Origin of the sequence: Photorhabdus antumapuensis (assembly GCF_020387775.1) — a bacterium.
Taxonomy (GTDB): domain Bacteria; phylum Pseudomonadota; class Gammaproteobacteria; order Enterobacterales; family Enterobacteriaceae; genus Photorhabdus; species Photorhabdus antumapuensis.
In genome coordinates, this window is record NZ_JAHZMK010000015.1 from 128727 (window position 1) to 147628 (window position 18902).

The following is an 18902-nucleotide window of genomic DNA, read 5'->3' on the forward strand; positions in this document are numbered from 1 at the left end:
GATAGAGAGAATATGTTGTTGCTCAAAGAATTTTTTATTCTTAAGGTGGGTGTGTTATTAATAACTTTCAGTAGATATAAAACGTAAAGGGAACGGTATCTATCTGGAATGAGTGAAAATCCCCGGTTTTCGTGGTATTGAAAGAAATAAGTTTTTACCATTTCTCTGAATGCAATGCTTAATATGGTGATATTTAAATGAATTTTATTCGTTCGAAACGTCGATGGGTTGTGTTGTTAGCTATTGTGGCAGTTATCGCATTGGTTCTGGGGTATTTTCTGAATAGACCGGAAACGATTAAATATCAGACGATCCCTGTCATTAAAGGCGATTTGGAAAAAAATGTACTGGCAACGGGGAAATTGGATGCGGTCAGAAAGGTGGATGTTGGGGCGCAGGTGAGTGGTCAGTTACAGAATTTGTATGTTGAAGTGGGCGATAAGGTGGCAAAAGGCCAGTTATTGGCATTGATTGATCCTAAACCGGCGCAAAACCAGGTCAAAGAAGTTGAAGCCACGATCAAAGAATTGAATGCTGATCTGATAGAAGCTAGAGCACAATTGAAATTGGCACGGCTTACATTACAGCGTCAGAACAATCTGGCAAAAGTGCAGGCGGTCTCGCTCCAGGAATTGGATCAGGCTAAAACAGACGTTGAAGTAAAAAGAGCGAATGTAGAAACTTTATTGGCGCAAATCAGTAAAAATCAGGCCAGCCTTGATACTGCTCAGACTAATTTGCAATACACCCGGATTACCGCACCAATGGATGGTATTGTTGTCAATATTAAAACCCTTCAGGGGCAAACAGTCATTGCGGCACAGGAAGCTCCCACCATTCTGACACTGGCTGATCTCGGCACGATGCTGGTAAAAGCGGAAGTCTCAGAGGCGGATGTTATTCACCTGAAACCGGGTCAGAAAGCCTCTTTTACCGTATTAGGCGCACCGGATAAAAATTTTCCAGGTGTGTTGAAAGATATTTTGCCGACGCCAGAAAAGATTAATGATGCCATTTTCTTTTATGCCCGCTTTGAGGTGGCTAATCCTCAGCAACTTTTGCGTTTGCAAATGACTGCTCAGGTGAAAATTCAACTCGATTCCTATCGTGATGTGTTAATGATCCCGCTCTCTGATCTGGGTAAACAGATTACGCCAACCCGTTATGAAGTGGATGTTCTAAATGAGGGTAAAGAAGAGAAACGAGAAGTGACCATTGGTGTGCGCAATGATGTAAATATACAGATTCTATCTGGCCTGAAAGAACATGAGCAGGTGATTACTGGTCGTAGTGACGAAGTCGAGGATGAGTAATGGATGCGTTACTTGAGCTGAAAGGTATCGAGCGCAGCTATCCCGCTGGCGAGCAACAGGTAAAAGTTCTGGATGATGTCACCTTGTCTATTCATGCCGGTGAGATGATTGCCATTATCGGCGCATCAGGTTCGGGTAAATCGACACTGATGAATATTCTTGGTTGTCTTGATAAACCCAGTCAAGGTGAATACCGGGTTGCAGGGCAGAATATCGCCGAACTGAGTGATGATGAACTGGCCGCACTGAGGCGGGAACATTTTGGCTTTATTTTTCAGCGTTATCATTTGCTGACTCATTTGACTGCTGAACAGAATGTGGAAATTCCTGCTATTTACTCTGGAGTCTCTAAAGCGGCACGTCGCCAGAGAGCCATAGAGTTACTTGGTCGTTTGGGGCTTGAAGAGAGAACCTACTATCGTCCGGGGCAGCTCTCTGGTGGACAGCAGCAGAGGGTTAGTATCGCCAGGGCGTTGATGAACGGTGGTCAGGTCATTTTGGCTGATGAACCAACAGGAGCGTTGGATAGCCATTCCGGCGAAGAGGTAATGGCTATCCTCAAACAACTGTGTGAACAGGGGCATACCGTCATTATTGTCACTCATGATCCGACAATCGCGGCGCAGGCGCAGCGCATTATCGAGATTAAGGATGGCCATATTATGAGTGATTCTGGTACGCAAATAAGCAAAAAAGTGGCTAAAGCGCCGTCGTTAACATCAAAAATATCTTCGATACGCCAGGCCATTGGGCGGTTTAATGAAGCTCTATTTATGGCATGGCGAGCAATGGTTGCCAACAAAATGCGAACTTTACTGACCATGTTGGGGATTATCATTGGTATTGCCTCTGTCGTGACTATTTTGGTTATCGGAGATGCGGCTAGGGCATCAGTGTTATCTGGTATTAAAGAGATTGCGACGAACACCATTGATATTTATCCGGGAGAAGATTTTGGCACTGTTGATCCGGTTAGTGAGCAGGCGCTGAAAATAGCGGATGCAGATGCGATTAAAGCGCAGCCCTATATTCTGGCGGTTTCACCAGAAGTTGAGGGGCAAATGCGCCTTCGTAAAGGGAACATTGATGTCTCTTCTAGAGTGATTGGCGTTGGTGATGAATATTTTCAGGTTTATGCCTTGCGTTTTGCTCAGGGAATGGGGTTCTCATTAGATATGATACGTCGTCAGGGGCAAGTTGTGGTTATTGATAAAAATACCCAGCGTAAGCTGTTTCCTCACCAGAAAAATGTGATTGGGGAGGTGATCCTGGTGGGTAATATGCCGGCCACGATTGTAGGAGTGATAGCTGATAGGAAATCTGTATTTGGCAGTAGCAAATTATTATATGTTTGGGTGCCTTATAGCACGATGGCCAGCCGTCTGATGAACCGGAATTATCTGGATTCAATTACTATCAGAATAAAGGATGGTTATGACTCTAAGGATATAGAAAAGAAGATTGTTCAGTTGCTCACTTTACGCCACGGGAAAAAGGATATTTTCACCAATAATGTGGACATGCTGGTAAAAACGGCGGAAAAAACAGCCCATACTTTACAGCTATTTTTGACGATGGTGGCGGTAATTTCACTGATCGTTGGCGGTATTGGTGTCATGAATATTATGTTAGTTTCGGTGACAGAACGAACAAGAGAGATTGGTATCCGTATGGCAGTCGGGGCCAGAACCAGCGATGTGATGCAGCAATTTCTGATAGAAGCTATTTTGGTTTGTTTGGTCGGTGGTGTTTTGGGCATTGCTCTCTCTTATATGATTGCATTTATTGCTCAATTAGCGCTCCCCGGCTGGAGTTTTGTTTTCCAACCTATTGCTTTACTCAGTGCTTTCGCCTGTTCTACCGCGATTGGCGTGATATTTGGGTTTTTGCCGGCCCGTAATGCTGCTCGGCTTGATCCAATTGAAGCTTTGGCAAGAGAATAAGCGGAAATAATATGACGCCGCAGGTAATTGCCTGCGGCGTATGAAAAGAATACCTGGTTATGACCCACAGGCCAGGCTATTTAGCCTTTGGGTTGGTTTTCAAGAGGAACAATAATACTGGCATGATTTCCCTTTGGTCCTTGGTGAACGCTGAAATTCACCTTTTGGCCCGCTTTCAGCGTCCGGTAACCGTCCATCTGAATGGTTGAGTAATGAGCGAATATATCTTCTCCGCCGCTTGCCGGGCAAATAAACCCAAACCCCTTAGCATTATTGAACCACTTAACAGTACCTGTCTCCATACTTCTACATCCCTCGTTTAATGATTTCGGTTGAGATGAGCCATTTAATATAACAGTCGTAAACAATCACATGTAAACAGTGACATTATCTATGTTTGTTTACAAAACATACTGTAGTAAAAATCAAATTCTCGTCAAGTACAGAACAAATGTCTGGTTGTTTTGAATGACTAAAGTTTGATATAGATAACGATATGAGTTTCGTTCATGCACTTTTATACCGAGTTTTCATAGGGGAATAGTCTGTGGTAAAAGGAGTTGCCCAGATAATGATAAGATAAATGGCAACATAATTTATTTGCTGGCAGTGGCTGGTATTAGAGATTAATCCGTTGGGAAAATAATGAACGAGTATCATAACAGTTTGAAAACTAAGGAATCTGTTAAGAGTGAGCGACAGCAAAAATTGCAGCCGCCGTCAATGTATCAGGTCATTCTTAACAATGATGATTACACTCCGATGGAGTTTGTAGTTGACGTATTACGAAAGTTCTTTTCTTATGATATTGAACGGGCAACACAATTAATGTTGGATGTCCATTATCAAGGGAAGGCTGTTTGTGGGGTTTATACTGCTGAGGTGGCAGAAACTAAAACAGCCCAGGTAAATATGTATGCCAGGGAGCACGGTCATCCATTACTTTGTACGCTGGAAAAAGTCTGACCAGGTATACTGATTTTTAGGGGGAGGTGCTTATGCTCAACCAAGAGCTTGAACTTAGTCTTAATATTGCCTTTGCTAAAGCACGGGATAACAGACACGAGTTTATGACCGTGGAGCACCTATTGCTGGCGTTGTTAAGCAATTCATCAGCGCGTGAAGCATTGGAAGCCTGCAAGGTCAATCTGGCTCAATTGCGTAAGGAGCTGGAGAATTTTATTTCACAAACGACACCGTTGTTACCTGAAAATGATGAGCGGGAGACTCAGCCGACGTTGAGCTTCCAACGTGTTCTTCAGCGCGCGGTATTTCATGTTCAATCCTCTGGGCGTTCAGAAGTTTCTGGTGCTAATGTGCTGGTGGCTATCTTTAGCGAACAGGAGTCTCAAGCGGCTTATTTGCTGCGTAAACATGATGTGAGTCGTCTGGACGTGGTTAATTTTATTTCGCACGGAACTCCAAAAGAGGATTCTGAATCGGATCATCAGGAGACAGGCCCGCAATCAGCAGAAGAGCAGCTTACAGGTGATGATCGGTTGGAAAATTTTACAACTAATCTTAATCAACTCGCTCAAAGAGGACAGATTGATCCATTGATTGGCCGCGAGGATGAGCTGGAAAGAACAATTCAGGTATTGTGTCGCCGCCGAAAAAACAACCCATTGTTGGTCGGAGAGTCGGGGGTTGGTAAGACAGCCATTGCAGAAGGGCTGGCGTGGCGGATTGTGCAAAAAGATGTACCGGAAGTGATGGCTGATTGTACGATTTATTCGCTGGATATTGGTTCATTGCTAGCGGGAACTAAATATCGTGGTGATTTTGAGAAGCGCTTCAAAGCATTGTTAAAAACCCTTGAGCAGGATAGAAAAAGTATTCTATTTATAGATGAAATCCATACCATTATCGGTGCGGGGGCTGCGTCAGGGGGGCAGGTCGATGCCGCTAATCTGATTAAGCCATTGTTGTCCAGTGGACGTATCAGAGTGATTGGTTCTACGACCTATCATGAATTCAGTAATATTTTTGAAAAAGATCGGGCGTTAGCGCGTCGTTTTCAGAAGATTGATATTGTTGAGCCTTCACCCGAAGAGACGGTACAGATTATTAGAGGGTTGCGGCCAAAATATGAGGCGCACCATGATGTACGTTATACCACGAAAGCTATCCGTGCCGCGGTTGATTTATCAGTGAAATACATTACTGATCGTCACTTACCGGATAAGGCGATCGATGTGATCGATGAAGCTGGGGCGCGTACCCGTCTGGTGCCGATTAGTCGTCGTAAAAAAACGATTAATGTGTCGGATATTGAATTCGTCGTTGCCCGGATTGCCAGGATTCCTGAAAAAACCGTTTCTGCCAGTGATAAAGATGTCCTAAGAACACTGGATGAGCGGCTGAAAATGTTGGTATTCGGTCAGGATACCGCGATTGCGGCATTGACCGAAGCCATTAAGATGAGTCGTGCAGGGTTGGGGCAGGATAATAAACCGGTGGGTTCTTTCCTGCTTGCAGGTCCGACAGGCGTAGGGAAAACGGAAGTTACCGTACAGCTTGCTAAAGTGCTGAATATCAAATTATTGCGTTTTGATATGTCAGAATATATGGAGCGCCATACAGTAAGCCGTTTAATTGGTGCGCCACCGGGATATGTTGGTTTTGATCAAGGAGGATTGCTTACGGATGCTGTGATTAAACATCCTCATTCAGTATTGCTGCTTGATGAGATTGAAAAAGCACATCCAGATGTATTTAACCTGTTATTGCAAGTTATGGATAACGGTACTCTGACTGATAACAATGGGCGCAAAGCGGATTTTCGTAACGTTATTTTAGTCATGACAACGAATGCGGGTGTACGTGAAACACAGCGCAAATCCATTGGATTTAAGCAGCAGGATAACAACTCTGATGCAATGGAAGAAATTAAGAAAGTGTTTACACCGGAATTCCGTAACCGTCTTGATGGCATCATCTGGTTTAATACGCTTTCTATTGAAGTCATTCAACAGGTAGTTGATAAGTTCATTGTCGCCTTGCAAGCACAATTGGATGAAAAAGGCGTTTCGTTGGAGGTCAGTGCGGATGCTCGTCAATGGTTATGTGATAAAGGCTATGATAAAGCAATGGGTGCTCGTCCAATGGAACGGGTTATTCAGGATAGCTTGAAAAAACCGTTGGCAAATGAACTCCTGTTCGGCTCATTAGTTCACGGTGGCTCAGTGAGTATTGGCTTGGATAAGGCAAAACGCATACTGACCTACGATTTCAGCAGTGCTTATAAGCAGAAGCCGGAAGATGTAGTGCACTAATAGAAGAACGACACCACAGGTGGATACAACGTTGTTAAATACAAAGTTGCTACCTGTGGTGTAATACTCTTGAAAACGGTAATGAATCAGCGGCTACGGAAGACGATACGGCCTTTGCTCAGGTCATATGGGGTCAGCTCAACTGTAACCTTGTCGCCTGTCAGGATGCGAATATAGTTTTTACGCATTTTACCTGAAATGTGAGCAGTGACTACGTGCCCGTTTTCTAATTCAACGCGGAACATAGTGTTTGGTAGTGTGTCTAGCACAGTACCTTGCATTTCAATATTGTCTTCTTTGGCCATCTAATCCTCTAAGTTTAATAACCATCGTTTTTAACGGGCAAGATAATGCCGAAAAACCCTCATTATGTAAAGGAATGTTGTATTTTAACCCGCTATTTTGCAAATAGTGCATAGTGATATTTATGTTATCAGCAACATGAATCGGTCAAATGTTGATTATAATTCCAGTACTTGTTGTAACCAGCAACCAGGTTTTAATGACCGATTTCTGAATTGATAAAGATACTGAATAAATTCTTCCCTGGGAATCTCTTTTGCTCCCAGTGAAGCTGTGTGATGGTTAAGCACTTGGCAGTCCAGTAGTTCACCACCGTGTCGCAGAAAATGGTGATAGAAGGCAATGAGCGCACATTTGGATGCGTTCTCCATTCTGCTGAACATAGACTCACCGCAGAAGAGTGTGCCAACGCTGACACCGTACAAACCACCAACAATCCGCTCATTGTGCCAGACTTCTACTGAATGTGCTTGTCCTGTCTGATGTAATTTTTTATAACCTTGTTGGATATCCTTGCCTATCCATGTTCCTTCCTGCCGTTGAGCGCAGAAATGAACCACCTGTTCAAAAGCATGATTTACCGTAATATGGTATGGGGGATTACGCAGAAACCGGCGTAGCGTTCGGCCAATATGCAATTCACTCGGAATGATTACCGCACGCGGATCGGGGGACCACCAAAGTGGCATTTCACTGGGTAAAAACCAGGGAAAAATACCTTGATGATAGGCTGCATTTAATCGCTTAGCAGATAAATCCCCCCCTACGGCCAGTAGGCCATTAGGCTCCGTTAATGCCTCTTTCGGGTGAGGGAAATCATATGAATCAGCATCCAGTTGAATTATTGGCATCGTGTGTTATTGCCCCGGTTCAAGACGAATCTGATGTTGCCGCTGATAAAACTGATAATAGCGACCTTGCTGAGCCAGTAATTCATCATGCTGCCCTTGTTCAATAATGGTGCCGCCATCCATGACGTAAATACGGTCCATATGGTCAAGTCCGTACAGGCGGTGGGTGACAATAATTAATGACTTATGCTGACAATGTTGACGCAGTAGAGATAGAATTTGCTGTTCAGTATCCGCATCAAGCCCTTCAGTAGGTTCATCCAGTAACATCAGTGGCGCCGAGTGCAGTAACGCTCTGGCAATTCCTAAGCGGCGCTGTTCACCGCCAGACAATTGACGACCGCCTTCGCCCATCCAGCAGTTTAGTCCCTCATTGGTTTCCAGTAGATTGCTTAAACCTACCTGTTTCAGCACAGTTTCTAGTTCATTATCGGTTGCATTTGGTTTTGCCAGTAATAAATTCTGTCGTAAAGTATGACTGAACACATGCACACGTTGTGAAACAACCGATATCATACTGCGCAGAGTTGATTCGTCATAAGCAGTAATAGGATACTGATTCAGACAGATTGAGCCTGAATCAGTATCCCAGGCCCGGGTCAGTAATTGTAGCAAGGTAGATTTACCACAACCGGTTTTGCCTAACAGCGCGATATGTTCCCCAGCTTTCAAGCAGAGAGAAATATTTTTCAGGACGGCCATTGACTGATCAGGATAAGTGAAACTGATATTTTTGATATCAATACTGGCTTGCGCTGAACTTTCCGGCCCTGATGTAGGAAACATTATTTCCGGTTCTTGTTGCATCAATTGAGCAACACGGGTTGCAGAGGTAATGACTTGTCCTAGATGTTGGAATGCAACAGTGACAGGGCCCAGAGTCTCAAACGCGGCAAGAGAACAGAAGACAAACAGTGCAATTAATGCCCCCGGCTGACTGTTTCCCCCCACGCTGTTAGCTGCCAGCCATAAGATCAATGTGACAGTCATACCGGTGGCAAAAATCATGATTGCCTGTGACAAGCCGGTTAGGTTCGCTTGCTGTTGCTGGCGTCTTAACCAACGTGACTCGATATCAGCCATTGACTTGCGGAAACGGCCAGCAGCACCGAATACCATCAATTCGGCTTGCCCTTGCAATGCCGCTGTGAGTTGGGTGCGGTATTGACCACGCAGAATAGTCAGATCGCGGCCAACGGATTTACCTGCGTTATAAAATACCAATGGCAGCAGGATCAACAGAGCCAGCATAATACCGCCAAGGGTATAGGCTAATGTGAGATCCAGAAATCCAAGACCGAAAGTGAGGACCATGATAACGATAAGAGCTGATAATATCGGCGAAATCACCCGTAAATAGAGATGATCCAATGTTTCAACATCAGCAACTAGCCGGTTTAATAATTCACCGTGGCGAAAACGAGCTATTCCTCCCGGTGAAAGTGGCAAAATTTTCTGAAAGGCAAAAACCCGTAAATGTGCCAATACCCGGAAAGTGGCATCATGGCTAACCAACCGTTCAGCATAGCGCCCGGTAGTTCGAAGAATGGCAGCGCCACGGACACCGGCAGCCGGTAGCATATAGTTGAATGTATAACCAGAAAAACCGGCTAGTGCTGCGCCTGCAAGGAACCAGCCAGAGAGGGTCAGTAAACTTATGCTGGCGAGTAGCGTAACAATGGTTAGAACCATGCCTAAACTGATAAGAAACCAATGACGGCGATAGAGCGCCAGAAAAGGAAGCAATACCTGCATAATTACAGCTCCTCACTTCGATGGGATAACAGACGGGTGAATACCCCTTGAGATTGGCTTAGCGTCTGGTAATCTCCCTGTTCAATAATTAATCCCTTTTCCATGACCCAAATCTGATCATATTTCAGTGTTTCTTCCAATTGATGAGTAACTAACAGGGTTGCCTGATGATGAGATACCTGATTGAGTGTTTCCATCACCTGTTGTTCGCTATGCGCATCCAGGCTGGCGGCAGGCTCATCCAGTAATAATAACCGGCAAGGTTTCAATAGGGCACGGGCAACAGCGATACGTTGGGCCTGACCAACGGATAATCGTGCTGCATTATCACCGATGATCGTATTCAGCCCATCGGGTAAATCGTGAATAAATTCGGTGACGTATGCTTGTTCCATAACCTGATGGATTTGTTGTTGATTGGCATTAGGTTGGTTCAGACGAATATTATCAAGCAAAGTCTGCTCAGGCAGATGTGGATTTTGTCCAACCCAACTCAGTTGATTACGCCATTTTTGTTGATCCAACTCACGCAGTTCGGTGCCATTAATTTGTATTGAACCACGATAGGGCAGGAACCCTAACAGTAAATTCAAGAGGGAACTTTTACCTGCTCCGCTTTGACCAACTAATGCCACCCGTTGATTTTTCTCTATAGTAAAATTCAACGGGCCAGCAAGCTGGTTGCCATCGTGGGCCAAAATTTCCAGATTATTAGCAATGATGGTTAACGGATCTTGGGGGTTTAGTGTTTTATCACCACCGGCAGGTGCATGTTCGCCATCACTGCTCAATAACGTCACTAATGCTTCGGCGGCGCCAACTGCCTGTGCTTTGGCGTGATAATAAGCACCCAGATCGCGCAATGGCTGGAAAAATTCTGGGGCGAGGGTTAACACCAGAAAACCGGCAAACAGGGTAACGCCCATCCCGTAACTGCCAAAATTAAGCTCACCCAGATAGGAAAAACCGAAATAGACAGCGACAACAGCAATAGAAATGGCGGCAAAGAATTCCAGCACCGCGGAAGAGAGGAATGCTAATCTTAGCACTTCCATCGTCCTGCAACGGAAGTTTTCGGTGGATTCGCTGATTTGTTGTGCTTCTGCTTTGCCGCGATAAAACAAGCGCAGCGTTTCCAGCCCACGTAGCCTGTCAAGAAAATTACCGCTTAACCGCCCTAGTGCGACAAAATTACGCCGATTAGCATCTGCGGCGCCTAAACCAACCAGCGCCATAAACAGGGGGATAAGGGGAGCAGTAGCGAATAAAATGAGTCCGGCAGCCCAGTTAATAGGGAATAGGGTGATCAGGATAAGAACAGGGATTATGACGGCAAGAGACATCTGTGGCAGATAGCGGGAGTAATAATCCTGCATATCTTCTATCTGCTCAAGAATAATGGTTGCCCAGCTACCGGCTGGTTTGCCTTTAACCCACATTGGGCCAAGTTGTTCCAGCTTATCCAATACCATAGCGCGGATTTTCTGACGTACGACTTTGCCACAGATAAAACCGATCCGTTCCCGAATAGCACTGATGATAGCTCGTAACGCAAAGGTAGCTGCTAGCAGCCAGAATTCATTCGTGATGTGCTCGCGTGGAAGATTATCCATGATTAAAGCTTGCAGAATTGAGGCCAGTAGCCAGGCTTGAGTGATAATCAACAATCCACTGATTAAGCCAAATAACATGGACAGGCGGAGCCAGCGTTGGGCCGGGGCACTTTGCTGTTTCAGCCAGCGAACCAATTCATACTGTCTTGTTTTGTCCATAAGGAAAAATTCTAATTTAACAGGTCAGGGTAATGGTGTACCAAAAGGCTGGCATATCCTATGTGTCAGCATCCTGCTGATATGTTACATGTTAAAAGGCGCTACCGAAATAGCGCCTTGAAAGAAAAAGAATTTATTTAGCGGCTAGCCCATCCAGGAAACGTTCTGCGTCAAGGGCTGCCATACAACCTGTACCGGCGGACGTAATTGCTTGGCGATAGGTATGGTCCATGACGTCACCGGCGGCGAATACACCGGGAATGGATGTCTGAGTGGCGTTACCCTGTAGACCGGATTGAACTTTAATGTAACCATTATCCAGTTCTAATTGACCTGCAAAAATAGCGGTATTGGGAGTATGGCCGATGGCAATAAAGGTGCCGGTAACAGCTAATTCTTCTGTAGTGCCACTTTTGGTATCGCGTAGGCGAACACCGGTAACGCCCATATCATCACCGAGTACTTCATCCAGAATACGATCGGTGTGCAGGATGATATTGCCATTTTTGACTTTATCCATCAGGCGACCGATCAAGATCTTCTCTGAACGGAAAGTATCACGGCGATGAATTAGGTGAACTTCCGCTGCAATATTTGCCAGATATAAGGCTTCTTCTACGGCGGTATTACCGCCGCCGACAACGGCGACTTTCTGGTTACGATAAAAGAAACCATCACAGGTTGCACAGGCTGAAATACCACGACCTTTGAATGCCTCTTCAGAAGGTAAACCTAAATAACGAGCAGAAGCACCTGTTGCGATAATCAGTGCGTCACAGGTATATTCTTGTTCATCACCATAAAGGCGTAAAGGCCGGTTTTGCAGATCGACTTTTTGAATATGGTCAGAAATGATTTCGGTTTGGAATTTTTCAGCATGTTGGTGCATGCGTTCCATTAACCCAGGGCCGGTCAGACCTTCCGGATCGCCAGGCCAGTTTTCGACCTCGGTGGTTGTAGTCAACTGACCGCCTCTTTCAACCCCGGTAATAAGAACCGGATTTAAATTTGCTCGGGCAGCGTAAACCGCGGCAGTATAGCCTGCTGGACCGGAGCCAAGAATAATGAGTTTGTGGTGTTTGGCGGTGCTCATAAATACCTCATTCCATTTATCACCTAATCGAATATCGAGCGATTGTAGGAGAAATAGGAGGGTAAAAAAAGCTAAAAGACTCATGTTACTAACGATTTTACCGATAGATATTAACTAATAATGACTTTAACCTGAGAAAAGTGTTCTTTTAGTGCTGTTTGGATTTCATTTGCTCGTTTTCAACTAATGGTAGACTATCGAAACGATTAACTGAAAATTTGTTCCACAGGTTGTTCTGATTTTTGCTCATTTACTTTGACAATCGGCTGTGCATTTGCGAAAACATCACTGTAAGAGATAATTATCCACCTCGCTAAATTCGTTTCTATAAAAATCGACATGCGGATAATTCCCTCTAGTGTAGCATTAGAAAATGGCCTGTGAGTTGCTTTACGCTGATAGAGCGAGGCTTTAACTTTAAGACATCTTTTCCAACTCAAACTCAGAGAGATAGGGGAAAATGTTATGGGTGTAGGAAAATAAAGAGAGATCAACAAGATGATAGATAATAAAAAACGTCCGGGAAAAGATCTTGATCGCATAGATCGTAATATCCTAAATGAGCTACAGAAAGATGGGCGAATTTCTAACGTAGAACTGTCTAAACGGGTAGGTTTGTCTCCAACCCCGTGCTTGGAGCGTGTTCGTCGTCTGGAACGCCAAGGATTTATTACTGGGTACACAGCATTGCTGAATCCTCACTATTTGGATGCATCTTTGCTGGTATTTGTTGAAATTACCTTAAACCGTGGCGCCCCAGATGTTTTTGAACAATTCAACGCTGCTGTACAAAAGTTGGAAGAGATTCAGGAGTGCCACTTAGTTTCCGGTGATTTCGACTATCTATTGAAAACCCGCGTACCAGACATGTCAGCTTATCGTAAGTTGCTAGGCGAAACTTTGTTGCGTTTGCCAGGTGTTAATGACACCCGCACATATGTTGTGATGGAAGAAGTTAAGCAAAGCAATCGTCTGGTCATTAAGACTCGCTAAAATCTTACCAAAAATGTACAGGTGCAAAACTGGAAAAACTTAGGTACACTCCTGTTTATGCATACAGTTTCAACGCTGAGCTATCTCGGCGTTGTTCCGTTAAATCAACAGGAAACCTGGAGAGCCTTTCTTGAGCCAGGAATATACAGAAGATAAAAATATTAAGTTAAAGAGACTGAATAGTGGGCGCAGGCTGTTAGAAGCTGTGTTGCTTGTCATTGTCATCCTAGCGGCTTATTTAATGGTCGCACTTGTCAGTTTTAACCCTTCTGATCCCAGTTGGTCTCAGACTGCATGGCATGAGCCAGTGCATAATTTGGGTGGTGGTGTTGGCGCATGGCTGGCCGATACGCTGTTTTCTGCATTCGGTATTCTAGCTTATGCCATCCCTCCGGTGATGATATTGGGTTGTTGGACTGCTTTTAAGCAACATGATGACAGAGAATATGTCGATTTCTTTGCGCTGGCTTTGCGCGTTATTGGTGCATTAGCAATCGTTCTGACCTCATGTGGATTAGCGGCACTGAATGTTGACGATCTCCATTACTTTGCTTCCGGCGGTATTATTGGCAGTCTGTTTAGTAATGCGATGTTGCCTTGGTTTAATGAATTAGGCGCAACTTTGGTCTTGCTGTGTATTTGGGCAATTGGGTTGACGCTATTTACTGGCTGGTCATGGTTAACCATTGCTGAAAAAACGGGAGCAGTAATTCTGGGAGCAATAGGATTTATTACCAACCGTAGTCGTAATGAACAGGAATATACGCCATACGGTGAAACGACTGTTGAGCGGGAAGATCCCGCCGATGATAAAACAGAACCTGAATTCACAGCGGCCGATATCGATCATGATGATGTACTCTTTACAGCACCTTCTGCCGCAGAGTTAGCAAAAGCTGAACTGGATGAACCAGAATCAGTGAAAACAGAAATCGAACAAGCACAGCCAACGGATAATCCTACCATTAATATGGCTGATATTGATGCTGAACCTGAAATTCTGGTCAATACATCTGATGATATTGCACGGTCTCAATCATTAATGGAAGAGAGTGAAAAGAATAATAACGACGAACCTGTTCGTTATACGTTTGAAATTCCTGCTGAGTACCATTTTGAACCTATATCTGAATTTAATCGTCAAGCGACGCCAACATTTGAACCCGTCGAAAATAGCCAGAACAGTAGTGAAACTTTCACTTTTATGTCTGAAACAGAGCCAAAAAATACAGAGCAAAAAAATGTTATAGCAGCAACCGCTGCAACGGTTATAACGGGTAATTCTCAGGTTAAACAAGGAATCGGGCCAGAACTGCCTCGTCCTAATCCTGTCCGTATTCCAACCCGTCGTGAATTGTATGGCATCAAAGTTCCCTCACAACGTCTTGCAGAACAACAGCGTGAAGAGGAGGTCAAACAGCAAGTAGATGGATCGGATGGTGATATTGAGTCTGATAAACAGCAAGAAGCTTTGCTGAGTCAGCAGTTTCTTGAACAACAGCGCGAGCGTTATCGTATTACCACGGATACAGAAGAACAGGCCCCAATCCAGCCTCAGATAAGACAGAATCCATTTGAGCCGGAAAATCGGCCTTCGGTGGAAGAACGGGCTCAAACAGCGACAGAGACTGTTAAACAGACAGTTGAGCAGCCGCAACATAAGCGTTATCAGGAGCAAGGTCACCAGGAGAAAAAAGAGTTCTCTGCTCTGGAAGGCTTATCGATTTTAAATAACTTCTCACCGGTTGAAGATTTAGTTGAAAAAGAGCCGGCAGAGCCGCTGTTTATGCCTTCTGTTCAATCAGCGCCGGAAAATCAATCAGAACGGCCCATAGAAATTGCTTTTGCGCCAGCCCCTGTACACAATGTTGTGCAGCAACCGCAGCAACCGCAGCAACCGCAGCAACCGCAGCAACCGCAGCAACCGCAGCAACCGCAGCAACCGCAGCAACCGCAGCAACCGCAGCAACCGCAGCAACCGCAGCAAGATAGCTTATTCCATCCGTTTTTGATTCGTAATGATCAACCGTTGCCAAAACCAACGACACCAATGCCTTCGCTTGATCTGCTAACCAGTCCTTTAGCAGAAGAGGAACCCGTTGATATGTTTGCCCTTGAGCAAACGTCTCGTTTGATTGAAGCGCGTCTGAGTGATTATCGAGTTAAAGCTGATGTGGTTGGTTTTTCGCCAGGCCCGGTGATTACCCGGTTTGAACTGGATTTGGCTCCGGGTGTTAAAGCATCACGTATTTCCAACTTATCAAGAGATTTAGCACGTTCTCTATCAGCGGTCGCTGTGCGTATTGTTGAAGTGATTCCGGGTAAACCTTATGTTGGTTTGGAATTGCCGAATAAAAAACGTCAAACGGTCTATTTGCGTGAAGTATTGGATTGTGAAAAATTCCGCGATAATCCATCGCCACTGACAATTGTGTTGGGTAAAGATATTGGTGGCCAGCCGGTGGTCGCTGATTTAGGTAAAATGCCGCACTTGCTGGTGGCGGGTACAACCGGTTCGGGTAAATCGGTTGGTGTCAACGCCATGATCCTCAGTATCCTCTATAAAGCAAAACCGGAAGATGTCCGCTTTATCATGATTGACCCGAAAATGCTGGAATTGTCGGTTTATGAAGGCATTCCGCATCTGTTGACTGAAGTTGTTACTGATATGAAAGACGCAGCGAATGCACTGCGCTGGTGTGTTAATGAAATGGAACGTCGCTATAAACTGATGTCCGCGTTGGGTGTACGTAATCTGGCGGGTTATAACGAAAAGGTTAAACAGGCGGAAGAGATGGGACGCCCAATTCCTCATCCATTCTGGAAACCTGGCGACAGCATGGATATCACTCATCCGGTGCTGAAAAAAGAGCCTTATGTCGTTGTCATGGTAGATGAATTTGCTGATCTGATAATGACTGTTGGCAAAAAAGTAGAAGAATTGATTGCCCGCTTGGCACAGAAAGCGCGTGCTGCTGGTATCCATCTGGTTCTGGCGACTCAACGTCCATCGGTCGATATTATTACCGGTCTGATTAAAGCGAATATTCCGACTCGTATTGCCTTTACGGTTTCCAGCAAAATTGATTCCCGTACTATCCTTGATCAAGGCGGTGCTGAATCCCTGTTGGGTATGGGGGATATGCTTTATCTGGCGCCAAACTCCTCGATTCCAGTGCGTGTTCACGGTGCATTTGTTCGGGATCAGGAAGTTCATGAAGTGGTTAATGATTGGAAAGCCCGTGGTCGTCCAGAGTATGTTGACAGCATTCTCAGTGGTGGTGATGCGGAAGGTGGTTTAGGTCTTGACAGCGATGAAGAGCTAGATGCCCTGTTTGATCAGGCAGTGGAATTCGTGACGGAAAAACGACGGGTTTCGATTTCTGGTGTCCAGCGTCAATTCCGTATTGGTTATAACCGAGCGGCGCGTATTGTGGAACAAATGGAGGTACAGCAGATTGTCAGTGCTCCAGGTCATAATGGTAATCGTGAAGTATTAGCCCCACCGCCACATGAGCGCTCATAGTGAATAGTGAACGTTGAAAACTCTGATAATAAATCACTCAGGTAATAACGTTGAGAAAGAAGTAATAATGCTGAGAAAGGTATCTCTTACATGAAAAAGCTGATATTGATTGGTTGTTTAATGGCTGGTATGAATATCAATGTGGCATGGGCAAATGCCAGCCAGAATTTGCAGGAACGTTTGGGTAAAGTAAATAGTTTTCATGCCAGCTTTACTCAAACCGTCACTAGTGATGATGGGGCAACAATTCAGGAAGGTGAAGGGCAATTGTGGGTTAAACGTCCAAACCTATTTAACTGGCATATGACATCACCTGATGAAAGCGTTTTGGTATCGGATGGTAAAACGTTGTGGTTCTATAATCCGTTTGTTGAGCAGGTAACGGCTAATTGGCTGAAAGATGCCACAGGTAACACACCATTTATGCTAATTACTCGTAACGATGCTAAAGATTGGTCTCAATATAAAATTAGCCAGCAAGGGAATGATTTTGAACTGACACCGAATAATGTCACTGGTAATCTGAAACGTTTCTCGATTACCGTCATGACAGATGGCACTATCCAAAAATTTTCTGCTATTGAGCAGGATGGACAAAAAAGTGCTTATCAATTAAAGGGGCAGCAAAATACCTATGTGGATGCGGCAAAGTTCAGTTTTACGTTACCGAAAGGCGTTACGCTGGATGATCAGCGCCAGTGAGGTTTAAGTGAACAACCTGCCACTCGATTTTTCACAAAATGAATTCCAGCCATTGGCCGCGCGTATGCGGCCAATGACATTAGAGCAATATATCGGCCAGCGGCATTTACTCGCTGAGGGAAAACCATTTCCAAGGGCTATCCGGGCTGGACAACTGCACTCCATGATTTTATGGGGGCCACCGGGAACTGGCAAAACAACATTAGCTGAAATTATTGGGCATTATGCCCAGGCTGATGTTGAACGGATATCTGCGGTTACTTCCGGTATCAAAGAGATACGTGAATCGATTGAAAAAGCGCGTCAGAACCGGAATGCAGGGCGGAGAACGATTCTGTTTGTTGATGAAGTACATCGTTTTAACAAAAGCCAACAGGATGCTTTTCTGCCACACATTGAAGATGGCACGATCACCTTTATCGGCGCGACAACAGAAAACCCCTCTTTTGAACTGAATTCTGCATTACTTTCACGGGCACGCGTCTATCTGCTTAAATCATTGACAATAGAAGAGATTGAGCAGGTGCTTGAGCAGGCCATGAATGATAAAGAGCGTGGTTATCATGGTCAGAATATCGTTTTGCCCGAAAATACCTGTCATATGATTGCGGAACTGGTTGCTGGTGATGCTCGTCGTTCACTGAATCTGCTGGAAATGATGGCGGATATGGCAGAAACCAATGCTCAGGGACAGCGGGTTTTGACTCCGGCGCTATTGAAAGAGGTCAGTGGAGAGCGGAGTGCCCGTTTTGATAATCAAGGCGATCGTTATTACGATTTGATTTCAGCACTGCATAAATCCGTTCGTGGTTCTGCCCCTGACGCTGCGCTTTACTGGTATGCCCGGATCATTACCGCCGGAGGTGATCCGTTATATGTTGCACGCCGTTTATTGGCAATTGCTTCCGAAGATGTTGGTAATGCCGATCCCAGGGGAATGCAGGTAGCTATTGCTGCATGGGATTGTTTTATTCGTGTTGGGCCAGCAGAAGGTGAAAGGGCGATTGCTCAGGCTATTGTTTATCTTGCTTGTGCACCGAAAAGTAACGCTGTTTATACCGCTTTTAAAGCAGCAATGGCTGATGCGAAGGAAAAACCTGATTATGATGTTCCCGCACATTTGCGCAATGCGCCGACAAAATTGATGCAAAAGATGGGGCTTGGCGAGGAATATCGTTATGCTCATGATGAACCTAATGCCTACGCTGCGGGTGAAGTTTATTTTCCCTCTGAAATGCGGGAAACCCGTTATTATCATCCGGCTAACCGAGGGTTAGAAGGTAAAATAGGCGATAAACTCGCCTGGCTTGCTGAACAGGATCAAAATAGCCCGATAAAACGCTATCGCTAACGTTGTTGTTGCGGTAAGGTTGGCG

Annotated in this window: 14 protein-coding genes; 8 read left to right on the forward strand and 6 right to left on the reverse strand. The window is 44.9% G+C overall.

From position 1 onward, the window contains the following. Nucleotides 1–197: 197 nt before the first annotated feature. Complete coding sequence (macA, locus tag KZ793_RS06595; RefSeq protein ID WP_225814577.1) at nucleotides 198–1313, forward strand: macrolide transporter subunit MacA; 1116 nt, start codon at nucleotides 198–200, stop codon at nucleotides 1311–1313. Further along, on the forward strand, nucleotides 1313–3256 hold the full coding sequence (gene macB / locus KZ793_RS06600; protein WP_225814587.1) for a macrolide ABC transporter ATP-binding protein/permease MacB: 1944 nt from the start codon (nucleotides 1313–1315) through the stop codon (nucleotides 3254–3256). The genes macA and macB overlap by 1 nt, the downstream gene beginning before the upstream one ends. Nucleotides 3257–3336: 80 nt before the next feature. Here macB and cspD read toward each other — a convergent pair whose 3' ends face one another. Further along, nucleotides 3337–3558, reverse strand: a complete 222-nt coding sequence (gene cspD, locus KZ793_RS06605) for a cold shock-like protein CspD (RefSeq protein WP_118986315.1) — start codon at nucleotides 3556–3558, stop codon at nucleotides 3337–3339. Nucleotides 3559–3901: 343 nt separating this feature from the next. Here cspD and clpS point away from each other — a divergent pair, with 343 nt between their 5' ends. Continuing rightward, nucleotides 3902–4222: an ATP-dependent Clp protease adapter ClpS gene (gene clpS / locus KZ793_RS06610; protein WP_225814589.1), complete on the forward strand. Its 321-nt coding sequence runs from the start codon at nucleotides 3902–3904 to the stop codon at nucleotides 4220–4222. 32 nt (nucleotides 4223–4254) lie between these two features. Further along, complete coding sequence (gene clpA, locus KZ793_RS06615) at nucleotides 4255–6531, forward strand: ATP-dependent Clp protease ATP-binding subunit ClpA (protein WP_225814592.1); 2277 nt, start codon at nucleotides 4255–4257, stop codon at nucleotides 6529–6531. Nucleotides 6532–6617: 86 nt separating this feature from the next. Here clpA and infA read toward each other — a convergent pair whose 3' ends face one another. The 5 genes from infA to trxB form a co-directional block, all read right to left on the reverse strand. Next, nucleotides 6618–6836 carry a translation initiation factor IF-1 gene (gene infA / locus KZ793_RS06620; RefSeq protein ID WP_002211347.1) on the reverse strand — a complete coding sequence of 73 codons (219 nt, stop codon included), beginning with the start codon at nucleotides 6834–6836 and terminating at the stop codon, nucleotides 6618–6620. A 156-nt stretch (nucleotides 6837–6992) separates the two neighbouring features. Next, nucleotides 6993–7685: a leucyl/phenylalanyl-tRNA--protein transferase gene (gene aat, locus KZ793_RS06625; RefSeq protein ID WP_225814594.1), complete on the reverse strand. Its 693-nt coding sequence runs from the start codon at nucleotides 7683–7685 to the stop codon at nucleotides 6993–6995. 6 nt (nucleotides 7686–7691) lie between these two features. After that, nucleotides 7692–9440, reverse strand: coding sequence for a heme ABC transporter ATP-binding protein/permease CydC (cydC, locus tag KZ793_RS06630; protein WP_225814596.1), 1749 nt, complete (start codon nucleotides 9438–9440; stop codon nucleotides 7692–7694). A 2-nt stretch (nucleotides 9441–9442) separates the two neighbouring features. Further along, complete coding sequence (gene cydD, locus KZ793_RS06635; RefSeq protein ID WP_225814598.1) at nucleotides 9443–11212, reverse strand: heme ABC transporter permease/ATP-binding protein CydD; 1770 nt, start codon at nucleotides 11210–11212, stop codon at nucleotides 9443–9445. 133 nt (nucleotides 11213–11345) lie between these two features. Beyond that, nucleotides 11346–12305, reverse strand: coding sequence for a thioredoxin-disulfide reductase (gene trxB, locus KZ793_RS06640; RefSeq protein ID WP_225814600.1), 960 nt, complete (start codon nucleotides 12303–12305; stop codon nucleotides 11346–11348). 498 nt (nucleotides 12306–12803) lie between these two features. On the opposite strand from trxB, the gene lrp reads away from it, so the two are divergent. From lrp to KZ793_RS06660, 4 genes are all read left to right on the forward strand, one after another. Beyond that, nucleotides 12804–13298: a leucine-responsive transcriptional regulator Lrp gene (gene lrp, locus KZ793_RS06645; RefSeq protein WP_011145896.1), complete on the forward strand. Its 495-nt coding sequence runs from the start codon at nucleotides 12804–12806 to the stop codon at nucleotides 13296–13298. A 130-nt stretch (nucleotides 13299–13428) separates the two neighbouring features. Further along, on the forward strand, nucleotides 13429–16824 hold the full coding sequence (locus tag KZ793_RS06650) for a DNA translocase FtsK 4TM domain-containing protein (protein WP_225814602.1): 3396 nt from the start codon (nucleotides 13429–13431) through the stop codon (nucleotides 16822–16824). Nucleotides 16825–16914: 90 nt separating this feature from the next. Beyond that, nucleotides 16915–17526: an outer membrane lipoprotein chaperone LolA gene (gene lolA / locus KZ793_RS06655; RefSeq protein ID WP_225814604.1), complete on the forward strand. Its 612-nt coding sequence runs from the start codon at nucleotides 16915–16917 to the stop codon at nucleotides 17524–17526. 7 nt (nucleotides 17527–17533) lie between these two features. Then, nucleotides 17534–18877, forward strand: a complete 1344-nt coding sequence (locus tag KZ793_RS06660) for a replication-associated recombination protein A (protein ID WP_225814606.1) — start codon at nucleotides 17534–17536, stop codon at nucleotides 18875–18877. Nucleotides 18878–18902: the final 25 nt, after the last annotated feature.